The following is a 13,572-nucleotide window of genomic DNA, read 5'->3' as shown; positions in this document are numbered from 1 at the left end:
CGTCAGGCTAGTCGGGCCCTACAGACCGACGACGGGTCCGGCCCGGAACGGGTTCGGCACGACGACGAGCCCGCCCGGGCCCGTGTCGAGCACGGACCGCACCGACGGCACCGTGCCCGGAGGCAGGCGGCCGGGCGGCGCGCCGCGGAGCTCTCCGGCACCGTCGCCGAGCTCGCACAGTGCCACCGGGGCGCCGTCGACCACCGCCGGGGCGGCCAGGCGCGGTTCCGGACAGGGCGGGACGGGCAGCACCGCGCCGGTGGCGGGATCCACGATCCCCGCGGGCGCGAGGGACGCGGTGACGACGATGCCGGCGCCGTCGTCGTCCAGCCGCTCGCCGGGCCGGATCGACGCGACCGCGCGGCCGTCGCGGACGTCGAGCACCGAGACGCCGCCCTCGGCCGCGACGAACCGGCCGCCGGCCGTGACCGGCAGCGCCGCGATCTGGTCCTCGCGACCGGACAGCGCCTCCGGCGGCGTCGTCCACACCCCGGCCCCGGACGCGTCGGCCAGCCCGATCGTGGCCCGGAACGCGGGCGGGCCCCCGAGCGGACCGGGGCAGTCCTGGACGACCGGCATCACCCCGACCGTCCCGACCGCCCGGGTCGGCACGAAGGCGCACCGCGGGGCCGGGTCGGCCCACCACGCGTGGGCGCCGGTGTCGCGGGCCCGCGCCTCCAGGCGCCCCTCGGGCGTCGCCACGGCGACCACCCGGTCGCTCGCGCGGAGCGTCGTCCCGTGGACGAGGTCCGACCAGAGGACCCGACCGGTGGCGGCGTCGAGCACCGTGAGCACGCGGTCGTCGTCCGGCCGGCCGCCGTCGGAGAAGCGGGCCAGCACGGCCACGGCCCGGCCGTCCGGGGTTGCGACGACCTCGTCCACCGCGGTCCCCGCCCGGCGGTGGCTCCACGCGACGCGACCGGTCGCGGTGTCCACCCCGAGGGCGACGTCGGTGGCGCGCTCCTCGGAGGGGGACGCCGCGAGGACCAGGCCGGGCCCGGCGACGACCGCCCCCCGCACCTCGCCGAGGTCCAGGTGCCACCGCGCACCGGCGACCGGCACCGGGGCTCTCGCCTCCGTCGAGCTCACGGGCAGGGTCCCGACGACGGGTCCGGCGGCGGCGACCGCCCCGGCCGCGGCCAGGAGGAGGACGGTCCCGACGACGACGGCGGTCGCCTGCCGGAGCCGTCGCAGCGCGGGCGCGACCAGGACGAGCAGGGCGCCGCCGAGCAGGACCGCGGGGCCCGGTCCCGGCCAGCCGGTGAGGACGGCCGTGAGGGCGGTCCCGGCTGCCGCGAGGACCGCGAGCAGCGCCACGACGACGGTGCCCCGGCCGCGGGCGGCGTCCCAGGAGAGCGCGACGGCGACCGCGAGGACGGCCACGGTGATCACGGCGAGCGTCGCCGGGAGGTCCGGTTCCTCGCGGCCGGCGACGAGGAACCCCGCGCCGACCAGCGCCGCCGCGAGGCCCACGACGAGCAGCACCCGGGTCACGCGACACCGACCAGGGTCGCCGGGTCCGTGCGGGTCGTGGCGACGACGAGGGCCCCGGGCGCCGGGACGATGACGTACTCGGAGCGCCGGTAGAGCAGCGTGTCCCGGGTGCTGTCGCTCCCGCTCAGCGCGGGTGGCCCGAGGTCGAGCGGGAGCACCGGCCCGGCGTCGAGGCGCAGGCCGAACCCGGCGCCGACCCCGCAGAGCCGCAGCGTCGCGGTGTCGGTGACGGCCACGGCGCCCTGCGGGGTGGAGCACTCACCCGGTGCCTCCGCGGGCAGGGGGAGGATCGCTCCGGTGCGGGCGTCGATCGAGCTGCGCGGCTCGCCGTCGGTGAGGGCCAGGGCGCGCACCGGACCGGGCCGGACGGCGCCGAGGTCGAACTCCCCCAGGCCCGGTACTGGCCGGGTCGCGCCGGTGGCGGCGTCCACGACCTGGGCGGGCGACCCGCCGACGAGCACCGACCCGCCGTCGGGAAGGGCGGTGAGCGTCGGCTCCACGGCCACGGTGCGCCCGTCCGGGGTGACCCGCGGGATGCCGGGGAGCGTCCAGCGCACGGCACCGGTGCTGTCGTCGAGGCCGGTGAGGACGCGGTCGTCGCCGCAGTCGACCGGGGTCACCCCCACCTCGCGGACGGCGAGCGTCCACCGGCCGGGCGGGCCGAGGGTCGGCGACCACGGCACCCCGAGGGCACAGCCGGGCGGCGGGTCCCAGGTCCAGGCGCGGGCGCCGTCGTCGAGCCGGTACGCGACGAGGCCGTAGGTCTCCTCGCCGCGCGAGGACGAGGAGTCGCCGGCGGCCGTGCCCCGGGGATCGAGGACCGTGAGGACGCGGTCGGTCAGCTGCAGGACGCCGCGTCGGATCGGGGTCGTCACGGTGAATCGGGTGGCCCCGGTGGCCGCGTCCAGCACGGTGACGAGCGCGCCGCCGCCGGGCAGCACGTGGGACACCGCGAGGACGCCGCCGCCCGGGGACGGCACCAGGGCGTCGACCCGCTGCCGGCCCTGGCGGAAGGTCCAGCGCGGGGTGCCGGTCGTCCCGTCGAGGGCGACGATCTCGTCGCCGCGCTCGTCGTCGTCGGAGTCGTCGGAGGGCCGGTCAAAGGGCGCGTCGGTGCGGGGGCCGTCCGGTCCGCGGAGCACGGCCACCCCACCCCGCACCGGCACGACGTCGGCGACCGGCCCGCCCACCGGGTAGGTCCAGCGCACCGTGCCGGTCCCGGCGACGACGGCTGCGTCGATGACCGGGGCGTCCGTGGTGGTCCGCGTGGGCGCGTCCACCACGCTGCCGGCGACGGTGGCGGCGGCGAGCAGCCCGACGGCGAGTGCGGCGCCCGCGAGAGGGCGGCGTCGCCTCGGTGGAGGGCCCACGGCCAGGGCGACCGCCGCGACCACGACCGCCGCCGTGCCGACGAGCAGCACCCCCGCCGCCGGCCCCGGCAGTCCCTCGGCGATCCCGTCGACCAGCAGCACCACCGTCACGGCCCCGGCCACGACCGCGCCGACCGCCCCGGACCGGCGTGCCCACACCGCGTCGACCCGGGTGAGCAGGCCGGCGACGGCCAGCACGACCAGCGCCGTGACCAGCAGGGAGTCGTCCGTGAGCTCCCCGGCCCAGCCCCACCAGCCCGCCCGGTCGAGGACCACCCCGACCACGAGGAGCACCAGCCCCACCACCACCGCCGCCGCGCGCACGGCGGCAGTCTCCCGACCCGGCGTCGGGAACGGGATGGGTGGGACTACCTAGTGCGCCGCACCCCCATTCGAGCCCGGGTCGGTCACCCCCTGCGTGGCGATCGACTCCGCGTGCGCGACGGCCTTCGCGATCTCCGGGTCGGTGGTGGTGTCGAACCAGTCGGACACGTCGTCGTCCGGGTCGCCCGGGCGCTTCGCGACGGACTCCTCGTCGACCGGCGAGGGCTGGAAGCGGAAGACGCCGTCCTCCCCCGGCGCCCCGAGCATCCGGGTGAAGCCCTCGAGCGCCTTGCCGAAGTCGCTCGGGACGACCCACATCTTGTTCGCGTCGCCCTGCGCCATCTGCGGCAGCGTCTGCAGGTACTGGTAGGCCAGCAGCTCCGGCGTCGGCTTGCCCGCCTTGATCGCCGCGAAGATCTTCTCGATCGCCTTGGCCTGGCCCTGCGCCTGGTAGTAGCGGGCCGCGCGCTCACCCTGGGCGCGCAGCATCCGGGACTGCCGGTCGGCCTCCGCCTCCAAGATCGCGGACTGCTTGGCGCCCTCGGCGTTGAGGATCGCGGCCTGCTTGTTGCCCTGCGCCTCGGTCACGGACGCCTCGCGGTGGCCCTCGGCGGTGAGGATCATGGCGCGCTTCTCCCGGTCGGCGCGCATCTGCTTCTCCATGGAGTCCTGGATCGACGGCGGCGGGTCGATCGCCTTGAGCTCCACGCGGACCACCCGCAGACCCCACGGGCCGGTGGCGTCGTCGAGGGCGCGGCGCAACCCGGTGTTGATCGTCTCGCGCGAGGTCAGGGCCTCCTCCAGGCTCATCCCGCCGACCACGTCGCGCAGGGTCGTCGTCGTCAGCTGCTGGACGCCGTTGATGTAGTCGCTGATCTCGTAGACCGCGTTGCGGGGCTCGGTGACCTGGTAGTAGACGACGGTGTCGATCGAGACCGTCAGGTTGTCTCGGGTGATCACCGGCTGCGGCGGGAACGAGACGACCTGCTCCCACAGGGCCACGCGCTCGCGGATGCGGTCGATGAACGGCACCAGGAACGTCAGGCCCGGTTCGGCGGTGCGCTGGTAGCGACCGAGGCGCTCGATGACGGCGGCCTCGGCCTGGCGGACGACGGTGACGCTCTTGGCGACCGTGGTGATCACGAGGATCACCACGAGCACCAGGAGCACGAGCAGGACGGTTCCCATCCTCAGGTCCTTCCGTGAGGGGTTACGACGGCCGTCGCCCCCGAGATCTCGACGACCACGACGGACGTGCCCGCCGCGAGGTCGTCGTCGTGCAGCGCCCGGGCCGACCACAGGGCCCCGTTGATGCGCACCGTGCCGGTGTCGGCCGCGATCGGCTCGACCACCTCGCCCTCGGCGCCGAGCAGGGCGCGGGTGCCGGTGTTCACCGGGTCGTGCACCCGCAGACGCCGGTTCACGGCTGGGCGCAGCAGCAGCACCAGCACGGCGGAGAGCACGCCGAACACCGCGATGTCCGGGCCGAGGGGCACCCCGAGCGCCGACGCCGCGGCCGCCCCCAGGGCGGCCACGCCGAGCATGGCCAGCACGAGCTCGCCGGACAGCACTTCGGCGACGACGAGCACCACTCCCGCGATCGCCCAGATGAGCGGGATCACACCTCCAGTGTGCCCGAGGATCCGCTCAGGTGGTGACGAAGTCGATCAACTGCTCCATCGCCGTGATGAGCGGCGTCTGAAGGTCGTTCCACGTCGACACCGCGCCCAGCACCCGCCGCGCGCCGTCGCGCTCGTCGCCCCAGCCGAGGACGTCGCAGACGCCCTTCTTCCACTCGATGCCGCGCGGGATGGTCGGCCACTCCCGGATGCCGACGACCGACGGCTTCACGGCCTCCCAGATGTCGACGTACGGGTGGCCCAGGATCTGCACGTACTGCGCCGCCGGGCCCAGGTCGCGACGCAGACCCTCGGCGATGCGGGACTCCTTCGAGCCCGTGACCAGGTGGTCGACCAGGACACCGAGCTTGCGGTTTGGGCCCGGCGCGAACTCCTGCGCGGCCTCGACCAGCACGTCGGCGCCGTGCAGGGGCTCGACGACGACGCCCTCGACGCGCAGGTCGTGGCCCCACACGCGCTCCACGATCGCGGCGTCGTGCAGGCCCTCGACCCAGATGCGGTGCGGCAGCGCGACCTTGGCACGGCGGTCGTCGCCGCGGACCGACCCGGACGCCGAACGCTGCTGCTCTGGGGACTGCCGGGGTCGCGGCGGGGTCAGCGTGGCGAGTCGGCCCTCGTACAGGAACGACGCCGGCTTCATCGGGAACAGCCGCCGCCGGCCGTCGCGGTCCTCCAGGACGACCTCGCGGACGTCCGCCCGGATCACCGCTCCGCAGAAGCTGCCGGTGGCGTCCTCGACGACGAGGCCGGGCTCCGCCTCGACGGTGAGGATCTCGACCTTGGGCTTGTGGCTGGCCATGCCGGGCAGACCACCGCTGCGACCGGCGCCGCTCGACGGACCGCCCTGCTTCGCGCCCATCGGGGCCCGACCGGCGCCACCCGTCGTCCGGAACGCCGTCTCGCCGCCCGCGCCGTGCATGCCCCGGCCCTGCGTCCTCGCCACGGTTCCGGACGGTAATCGTCGGGGCACCAATCATCGCGCCACGACACGCAGCTCTGCCCCGGGTCGGGCTCCGCTCCGCTGCGCCTCCCTGCCTACCCTGGTCGGCATGCCTGCTGCGAGCGCGTCCCTGGCGGTGTGGAGCGCGGCGTGGATCGCCGGCGCCGCGGCGCCCGACGACGTCCTCGACGCCCTGGCCCCGTGGTCGGAGGCGCACGACGTGGTGGCCGCCGACATCGGCGTTGCGGCGGCAACCGACCTGCCGACCCCGGACCACGCCGGATCGGCGCTCGGGGCCCTGCTGGTGCTGCTGCGGCAGCGGACCGGGCCGCTCGGTCTCGACGCCCGCGTCGTGCTGCCGGCGCCCGGGGACGTGCGCGGCCTGCCGGGCCCGGACGCGCTGCGGACGGCGGCCCTGAAGGTCGGCGAGTGCGCCGTGTTCGCCGGGGCGGGCCTGGCGGTGGTGCCGTCGGTCGTCGCCGACGGGGTGCTGCGCTGGACGGCGTTCGAGGTGGACGCGGTGCCGCCACAGGCGCACCCGTCGCTGCCGGACGCGGAGGCCGATCTGCGCTCGGGCGTGCGCGACGCCGCCTCGACGCTGGCGGCCATGGACGTGGCGCGACCTCGCGCGGGCGTGCGGGAGGAGATCGCGGCGACCCTGCGCCGCCGTCCGCAGCCCACCTGGCCGAGCGGGACCCCGGGCCGCCCGCTACGGGTGCTGCAGCACGCGGACGAGGTCGAGGCGATCCTGGTCGCGGCCTCCGGCGACGACCCGGGCGGTGCGCTGACGTCGGGGGCCGCGCTGGCCCGCACCGACGCGTTGCGCCCGCTGGCCACGGCGGTCCGGGCGGCGCGGGTGGCGGCCGTGGCCGAGACGGTGCGGGTGCTGACGGCGGCGTGAGCTCCGGTCCACCCGTTCCGTACGAACGGGTCGTTCGTCACCTTCTATCGTGACGAACGAGCCGTTCGTGCCGATCAGGACGAGGCCGGGCGGCGCCGCACGAGCGGCTCGCAGCACCCCGGGGCGCACAGGGCCCCGTTGCAGCCGACCCCGGCACGCGGGGCCGTGCCGAGGGCGCGCGGGGCGGCGTCGGCGACCTGCTCGGTGATCAGCTCGACCACCATCCGCACGAACCGCGGGTCGGACCCGGCGCTCGCGGCCCGGGCGAACCCCATGCCGATCTCGTCGGCGTGCTCGGACGCCTCGTTGTCGAGGTCCCAGACGACCTCGAGGTGGTCGGAGACGAACCCGACCGGGCTCACGACGACGGCGGGCACGCCCTTGGCCTGCAACGTGTCCAGGTGGTCGACGATGTCCGGCTCCAGCCACGGGATCTGCGGCGGGCCGGAGCGGGACTGCCAGACGAGGTCGTGGTCCTCGGCCCCGACCGCATCCGCGACGAGCTGCGCGGCCTCGGTCATCTGACGTGAGTAGCGGTGCCCGCCCTCGGTCGTGAGCCCCGCGGTCTCGTCGGCCGACACCGGGATCGAGTGCGCGGTGAACACCAGCCGGGCGGCGTGGCCGTCGTCCAGCTGCTCGCGGGCGGCGCGCACGCCGTCGGCGACGGAGTCGACGAACAGCGGGTGGTCGTAGAAGTGGCGGAGCTTCGTCAGGTCCGGGGCGCCGCCGGTGCGCTCGGTGCACGCTTCGCGAGCCCTGGCGATGTCCTCGTGGTACTGGCGGCAGGCCGAGTAGCCGCCGTACGCGCTCGTCGCGAAGACCAGCGCATTCGTGACGCCGTCCTGGGCCATCTCGGTGACCGTGTCCTCGGCGAACGGGTGCCAGTTCCGGTTGCCGAAGTAGACCGGGAGGTCGAGACCGGCCTCGGTGAGCTCGCGGCGCAGGGCGGCCACGAGCTCGCGGTTCAGGGCGTTGATCGGGCTGACGCCACCGAAGTGCTGGTAGTGCTCCTCGACGGCGTCGAGCCGCTCCGGCGGGACCCCGCGGCCACGGGTGACGTTCTCCAGGAACGGCCGGACCTCCTCCGGGGCCTCGGGGCCGCCGAAGGACAGGACGAGGACGGCGTCGTACGGGGTGGTGCTCACCCCTCCATCGTTCCCCGTCTCGCGGGTCCCGCCACCTGGGACGTCTCGTAGCCCGAACGGCCTATCTCCACGAACGGGTGAGTCGATCTATCTTTCGACTACGCACGGCGAGGGGGGCTTGCCGGCGGACCTGCCGGGGGGCGTGGTGGACGAGCTGATCGACGTCTCGATCGTGGGCGAACCGGTGGTCTACGGCGCCGGATTTATCGTGCTGATCGCCTTCCTGCTCATCGGTGAGTGGGCAGGATCCGTGGTCACGGTGGCTCACGAGGGTGGCCACATGATCATGTCCGTGCTCACCCTGCGCGGATTCGAGCACTTCTCGATGACCGACGGCGACAACGCCGGCACGAAAGCGCCGACGCACTGGGGCGTGGGCTACTACCTCGTGAGCCTCGCCGGCTACTTCACGCCACCGCTCCTCGGCCTGGGCGCGGCAGCAGTCCTGGCCCGGGGAAACGCGTGGGCAGTACTGGTGGGCGCTGTCGTCCTCCTCGCGATCGCATTCGTCTACGCGAAGGGCGGCCTCGCGAACCTCGTCACGGCGATCGCAGCAGCCGTCGTCGTGCTCGTGTTGTGGCGCGGAACCCCGTTGCTCCAGGCGGCGCTGGCCGCGTCCGTGGTGTGGCTCCTGCTCCTCGGAGGAGTGCGGGCGAGTGTCCAGATGAGCAGGGATACGGGATCGGACGCCTGGCGGATGCAGAGCAGCACCTTCGTCCCGGCTGTCGTCTGGCAGGCGATCTGGGTGACGACCGCGCTCGCCTGTCTCTATACCGGCGGACGGCTGCTGTTCGTCGGCGACGCCTGGCCGGACGGGGTGTGGCCGTTCGACGAGCCGGCCTGACCGGACCGGCGCGCAGCGGGGGCGACCGGTGACGAGCGGGCCCTCATCGGGGTCGCCGACCCCCCCCGTCGGCCCGATGAGGGACCTCTCGACCCGCCGTCGGGACGGGTCAGACGCCGACCGCGTGGAACCCGCCGTCGGCGTGGATCATCTCGCCGGTGGTGGTCGGCATCCAGTCCGAGAGGACCGCGCAGACGGTCTTCGCCACCGGCGTCGGGTCGGAGAGGTCCCAGCCGAGCGGGGCGCGGTCGGTCCAGGCCTGTTCGAAGGACTGGAAGCCGGGGATCGACTTGGCGGCCATCGTCTTGATCGGGCCCGCCGCGACCAGGTTCACGCGGATGCCGTCCGGGCCGAGGTCGCGGGCGAGGTAGCGGGTGGTCGACTCGAGGGCGGACTTCGCGACGCCCATCCAGTCGTAGGCCGGCCACGCGACGCGGTTGTCGAAGTCCATGCCGACGATGCTCGAACCCGGGCCCATCAGCGGCTTGCACGCCACGGCCAGCGACTTCAGCGAGAACGCGGACACCTCGATCGCGGTCGCGACGTCCGACCACGGGGCGTTGAGGAACGCGCCCTCCCCCAGCGCGGACGCCGGGGCGAAGCCGATCGAGTGCAGGACGCCGTCGAGGCCGTCGACGTGCTCGCGGACCGCGTCGGCGAGCCCGTCGAGGTGCTCCTGGTTCTGCACGTCGAGCTCGATCACCGGCGGGGGCTCGGGGAGGCGCTGCGCGATCCGCTTCACCAGCGAGACCCGGCCGAAGGCGGTGACGACGAGCGTCGCGCCCGCCTCCTGCGCCGCCTTCGCGACGTGGAACGCGATCGACGCGTCGGTGATGATCCCGGTGATCAGGATGCGCTTGCCGTCGAGCAGTCCCACGAAATCTCCTTGTCTGGTGAGGTGGCCGGAGGCGCCGTGAGCACTTGTGGTCGCTATGACGACCGAAAGTGCTCACATGGCGAAGCCACCTAGTGGCCCATGCCGACGCCGCCGTCGACCGGGAGGACGGCGCCGGTGATGTAGGCGGCGTCATCGGAGGCGAGGAACGCGACGGCCTTCGCGATCTCCCCGGCCTGCGCCGTCCGCCCGAGCGGGATCGCCGCCATCATCTCCTCCCGGCGCTTGTCGGTGAGGTCGGCGGTCATGTCGGTGTCGACGTAGCCGGGGGCGACCACGTTCGCAGTGACCCCGCGGCCGCCGAGCTCCCGCGCCACCGAGCGCGCCATGCCGATCAGGCCGGCCTTCGACGCGGCGTAGTTCACCTGGCCCGGCGCGCCGGTCAGTCCGACGACGCTGGAGAGGTAGATCAGGCGGCCGAAGCGGGCCTTCATCATCCCGCGGGTCGCCCGCTGCGTGACCCGCCAGGCACCCGTGAGGTTGGCGTCGACGACGCCGGTGAAGGCGTCCTCGGGCATCCGCATCAGCAGCCCGTCCTGGGTGATGCCGGCGTTCGCGACGACGACCTCGACCGGACCGTGCTCCGACTCCACCTGCGAGAACGCGGCGTCGACGGCGGCGGAGTCGGTGACGTCGCAGAGCACGCCGTGCAGGCCCTCCGGCGGCTCGCCGCTGCGGTGCGTGATGACGACGGTGTGACCGCGGTCGGCCATCTCCCGGGCGATCGCGAGGCCGATGCCCCGGTTGCCTCCGGTCACGAGCACGACCCGGCTCACGCATGTCCTCCCAAGCCTCGACGGCGACGGCCCGGCGCACGCTATCGGCTACCCCGCGGTAGGGGCGACCGCTGTGAACTACGGCAACCGGGCGCCGAGCGCGAAGGCCGTCCCGAGCCCGATCACGATGAGGATCGTGCCCGCCATCAGCCAGTCCCCGCCGGTGTCGACCTCCTGCGACTCGTAGCCGATCTGCTCGCGCAGGGTGTCGTAGGTGGCCCGGAGGTCCTGCTGGGTGGCGGCCTTGGAGAAGTCGCCCCCGGAGCGGCGGGCGATCTCCTGCATGTCGGAGTCGGCGACGGGCACCGGCACGGGGCGCCCCTCGATCTCGATCTCGCCGTAGTCGGTGCCGAACGAGATCGCCGAGATCGGCACGTTCTGCTGCTTGGCCTGGTCGGCCGCGGTGAACGCGCCGCGCGGCGCCTCGAGGTCGGACGGGATCGTCTGCTTGCCGTCGGAGAGCAGGATGATCCGGCCCGGCGGCGGCTCCTCCGGACCCTGGATCTGGGTGGCGACCGACCGGATCGAGGCCAGCGAGGCCTGCACCGCCTCGCCGGTCGCGGTCGACTCGGCGAGCTGGAGGGTCGCGATCCCCCGCTTCACGGTATCGCGGTCGCGGGTCGGCGACACCAGCACCGTCGCGGTGCCGGCGAAGGAGACGAGCCCCAGGTTGATGCCGGGCGGGAGCTGGTCGACGAACTCGGTCGCGGCCTGCTGGGCGGTCTGGAGCCGGCTCGGGCTGACGTCGGTGGCCCGCATCGACAGCGACACGTCGATCGCGAGCATCACGGTGGCCCGGTTGCGCGGCACCTGCTCGGTGGCCAGCGGCCCGGCGAGCGCGACCACCAGGCACGTCAGGGCCACCAGCACCAGCGCCACCGGCGCGTGCCGCAGCCGTCCGGGGCGCTTCGGCGCGATCTTCTCGAGCAGGCCGAGGTTGGTGAACCGCATCGTGTTGCGGCGGCGCCGGCGCTCGTTCCAGACGTAGGCCACCACCAGCCCCGCCACGACGAGCAGCGCCAGGAGCCACCAGGGGTGCGCGAACATCAGGTGCGGCCCCCCACGGCGGTCCCGGTCCCCTGCCCCGACCACCCGCGCTTACGTGCCACGACGAACCGCACGACGTCGGCGATCCAGTCGCGGTCGGTCCGCAGCCGCAGGTGCCCGGCGCCCGCGGCCCGGATCGCCTGGGCCACCCGGTCGCGGTGGGCGGAGGCCTCGGCGGCGAACCGGCGGCGCAGCGTCGGTGTCGTGGTGACCTCCCGTGCGTTCCCGGACTCCGGGTCGGCGAGGACGACCGTCCCCACGTCGGGCAGCTCCTCGTCGCGCAGGTCCCCGACCTCGATCGCCAGCACGTCGTGGCGCACGGCCAGCCCGCGCAGCGCTCGGCTCCAGTCCGTCTCCCCCAGGAAGTCCGAGATCACGACGACGAGCCCGCGACGGCGGGGTGGGTTGCGCAGCGCCTCGAGCGCGCCCATCAGGTCGCCGCGGGTGCCCTCCGGGGCCCGCGGCGTCCCCGCGATCCGGCGCATCAGCGAGTGCGCGTGCGCCGAGCCGCCGCGGGCCGGCAGGCGGACGAGCCCGGTGCCGTTGGCGACCACCGCCCCGATCCGGTTGCCGCCGCCCCGCGTGAGGTGGACGACCGCCGAGCACGCGGCGACGGCGAGGTCGCGCTTCTCGCACCCGCCGGTGCCGAAGTCCAGGCTCGGCGAGAGGTCGACGACCAGCCACGTCTCCAGCTCGCGGTCGGCGATCGTCTCGCGGATGTGCGGTTCGGAGGTGCGCGCCGTGACCGACCAGTCCATCCGGCGCACGTCGTCACCGGGCTGGTAGACCCGCGCATCGCCCGCCTCGGAGCCGGGCCCGGGGACGAGCCCCAGGTGGTTGCCCTGCAGCAGCCCGTCGAGCCGCCGCCGGACGGTCAGCTCCAGGGTCCGCAGCGCGGCCTCCAGGTGCGCCGACCCGGGCGCGAGGGACGGCGGATGGGGCTCGGCGGGGCCGCCGGGCCGGTGCTCGGCGCGCTCCGGGGAGTCGGCCGCGGGCGGCGGATCCGACTCCTCGGACACCACCCCGAGCCGACCCAGCAGCCGCGGCCACCACGACGGGCCGGCGCCGCCCTGCGCCGGGCTCACGAGCCGGCCGCCGCCTGCGGCGCGCCGTGCTGCGGGGCCTGGGCGGCCGGGCCGGTGACCGCGACGGGACGGGCGCTGACCTGCGGCAGCGGCACCGTCTGCAGGAGCCGGGTGACCACGTGGTCGACCGGCACCCCGTCGGCGAGCGCGTCGTAGGACAGCACGAGACGGTGGCGCAGCACGTCGGGCGCGATGTCGACGACGTCCTGGGGCAGCACGTAGTCACGCCCGCGGACCAGGGCCAGGGCCCGGGACGCGGAGATGATGCCGAGCGAGGCACGCGGCGAGGCCCCGTAGGCGACCCACCCGGCCACGTCGGACATGCCGTGCTCCCCCGGCGACCGGGTGGCGACGACGAGCCGCACCACGTAGTCGACCAGGGCGTGGTGGACGAAGACCTGGGCGGCGACGTCCTGGAGGCGGCGCAGCTCCACCGGGTCGAGCACCGTGTGCGGCTCCGGCGGGCGCACGCCCATCCGGTAGACGATCTCGCGCTCCTCCTCGGCGGTGGGGTACTCGACGAGGATCTTGAACAGGAACCGGTCGCGCTGGGCCTCGGGCAGCGGGTAGACGCCCTCGTTCTCGATCGGGTTCTGGGTGGCGAGCACCAGGAACGGATCGGGCATCGGGTGGCTCACGCCGCCGATGGAGACCTTCTTCTCCGCCATCACCTCGAGCATCGCGGACTGCACCTTCGCGGGCGCGCGGTTGATCTCGTCGGCGAGCACGAAGTTCGAGACGACCGGCCCGAGTTCGACGTCGAACGCCTCGCGGCCCTGCCGGTAGATGCGCGTGCCGAGGATGTCGGAGGGCACGAGGTCGGGCGTGAACTGGATGCGCGCGAACGAGCCTCCCACCACCGTCGCGAACGTCTCGACCGCCAGCGTCTTCGCGACGCCGGGCACACCTTCGAGCAGCAGGTGCCCGCGGGCGAGCAGGCCGACCAGCATCCGCTCGACGAGGCGCTCCTGCCCGACGATGACCCGCTTGACCTCCACCATCGTGCGCTCGAGCTGCTCGGCGTCGTGCGCAGGCGTCTGCGGGGCGGTCACGTGCTCTCCCTCTTCCGACATCGGGGCTGACGGTACCCATCCCCACCGACAACGTGAGG

Annotated in this window: 13 protein-coding genes; 2 read left to right on the top strand and 11 right to left on the bottom strand. The window is 74.6% G+C overall.

Features of this window, described 5'->3' with window-relative positions; all coding sequences use genetic code 11:
- Positions 1 to 18 precede the first annotated feature (18 nt).
- Genes WCD74_RS27835 through WCD74_RS27815 form a run of 5 tightly spaced genes read right to left on the bottom strand, consistent with a single transcriptional unit; the run spans position 19 to position 5,687 of the window.
- Positions 19 to 1,494, bottom strand: a complete 1,476-nt coding sequence (locus tag WCD74_RS27835) for an outer membrane protein assembly factor BamB family protein (protein WP_337698172.1) — start codon at positions 1,492 to 1,494, stop codon at positions 19 to 21.
- Positions 1,491 to 3,188, bottom strand: coding sequence for an outer membrane protein assembly factor BamB family protein (locus tag WCD74_RS27830; protein WP_337698171.1), 1,698 nt, complete (start codon positions 3,186 to 3,188; stop codon positions 1,491 to 1,493). The genes WCD74_RS27835 and WCD74_RS27830 overlap by 4 nt, the downstream gene beginning before the upstream one ends.
- Before the next feature lie 48 nt (positions 3,189 to 3,236).
- The gene (locus WCD74_RS27825; protein ID WP_337698170.1) at positions 3,237 to 4,376 is read right to left on the bottom strand and encodes an SPFH domain-containing protein; all 1,140 of its coding nucleotides are present in this window, start codon (positions 4,374 to 4,376) and stop codon (positions 3,237 to 3,239) included.
- A 2-nt stretch (positions 4,377 to 4,378) separates the two neighbouring features.
- A complete protein-coding gene (locus WCD74_RS27820) occupies positions 4,379 to 4,810 on the bottom strand; it encodes an NfeD family protein (protein ID WP_337698168.1) in 432 nt (143 codons plus the stop codon).
- Positions 4,811 to 4,835: 25 nt separating this feature from the next.
- Positions 4,836 to 5,687, bottom strand: coding sequence for a DUF3097 family protein (locus WCD74_RS27815; protein WP_444876353.1), 852 nt, complete (start codon positions 5,685 to 5,687; stop codon positions 4,836 to 4,838).
- Between the two features lie 190 nt (positions 5,688 to 5,877).
- Between WCD74_RS27815 and WCD74_RS27810 the strand changes: the two genes are divergently transcribed.
- Entirely contained in the window at positions 5,878 to 6,669 is a 792-nt protein-coding gene (locus WCD74_RS27810; RefSeq protein WP_337698167.1) for an Rv1486c family protein, read from the top strand.
- Positions 6,670 to 6,743: 74 nt separating this feature from the next.
- Here WCD74_RS27810 and WCD74_RS27805 read toward each other — a convergent pair whose 3' ends face one another.
- Positions 6,744 to 7,814 (bottom strand): ferrochelatase, encoded by a 1,071-nt coding sequence (locus tag WCD74_RS27805; RefSeq protein WP_337698166.1) that lies wholly within the window; start codon positions 7,812 to 7,814, stop codon positions 6,744 to 6,746.
- A gap of 145 nt (positions 7,815 to 7,959) precedes the next feature.
- On the opposite strand from WCD74_RS27805, the gene WCD74_RS27800 reads away from it, so the two are divergent.
- The gene (locus WCD74_RS27800; RefSeq protein ID WP_337698165.1) at positions 7,960 to 8,658 is read left to right on the top strand and encodes a M50 family metallopeptidase; all 699 of its coding nucleotides are present in this window, start codon (positions 7,960 to 7,962) and stop codon (positions 8,656 to 8,658) included.
- 109 nt (positions 8,659 to 8,767) lie between these two features.
- On the opposite strand, the gene fabI is transcribed toward WCD74_RS27800, so the two are convergent.
- From fabI to WCD74_RS27775, 5 genes are all read right to left on the bottom strand, one after another.
- A complete protein-coding gene (gene fabI, locus WCD74_RS27795) occupies positions 8,768 to 9,535 on the bottom strand; it encodes an enoyl-ACP reductase FabI (protein ID WP_337698164.1) in 768 nt (255 codons plus the stop codon).
- 89 nt (positions 9,536 to 9,624) lie between these two features.
- On the bottom strand, positions 9,625 to 10,329 hold the full coding sequence (gene fabG / locus WCD74_RS27790; RefSeq protein ID WP_337698163.1) for a 3-oxoacyl-ACP reductase FabG: 705 nt from the start codon (positions 10,327 to 10,329) through the stop codon (positions 9,625 to 9,627).
- A 78-nt stretch (positions 10,330 to 10,407) separates the two neighbouring features.
- The gene (locus WCD74_RS27785; RefSeq protein WP_337698162.1) at positions 10,408 to 11,376 is read right to left on the bottom strand and encodes a VWA domain-containing protein; all 969 of its coding nucleotides are present in this window, start codon (positions 11,374 to 11,376) and stop codon (positions 10,408 to 10,410) included.
- A complete protein-coding gene (locus WCD74_RS27780) occupies positions 11,376 to 12,395 on the bottom strand; it encodes a DUF58 domain-containing protein (protein WP_373696144.1) in 1,020 nt (339 codons plus the stop codon). Before WCD74_RS27780 ends, WCD74_RS27785 begins: the two co-directional genes overlap by 1 nt.
- 62 nt (positions 12,396 to 12,457) lie before the next feature.
- Positions 12,458 to 13,534 carry an AAA family ATPase gene (locus tag WCD74_RS27775; RefSeq protein ID WP_373696143.1) on the bottom strand — a complete coding sequence of 359 codons (1,077 nt, stop codon included), beginning with the start codon at positions 13,532 to 13,534 and terminating at the stop codon, positions 12,458 to 12,460.
- Between the last annotated feature and the right edge of the window lie 38 nt (positions 13,535 to 13,572).

The organism is Actinomycetospora aurantiaca (assembly GCF_037401875.1).
Classification (GTDB): Bacteria; Actinomycetota; Actinomycetes; order Mycobacteriales; family Pseudonocardiaceae; genus Actinomycetospora; species Actinomycetospora aurantiaca.
This window is presented reverse-complemented; position numbering and strand designations above follow the sequence as displayed.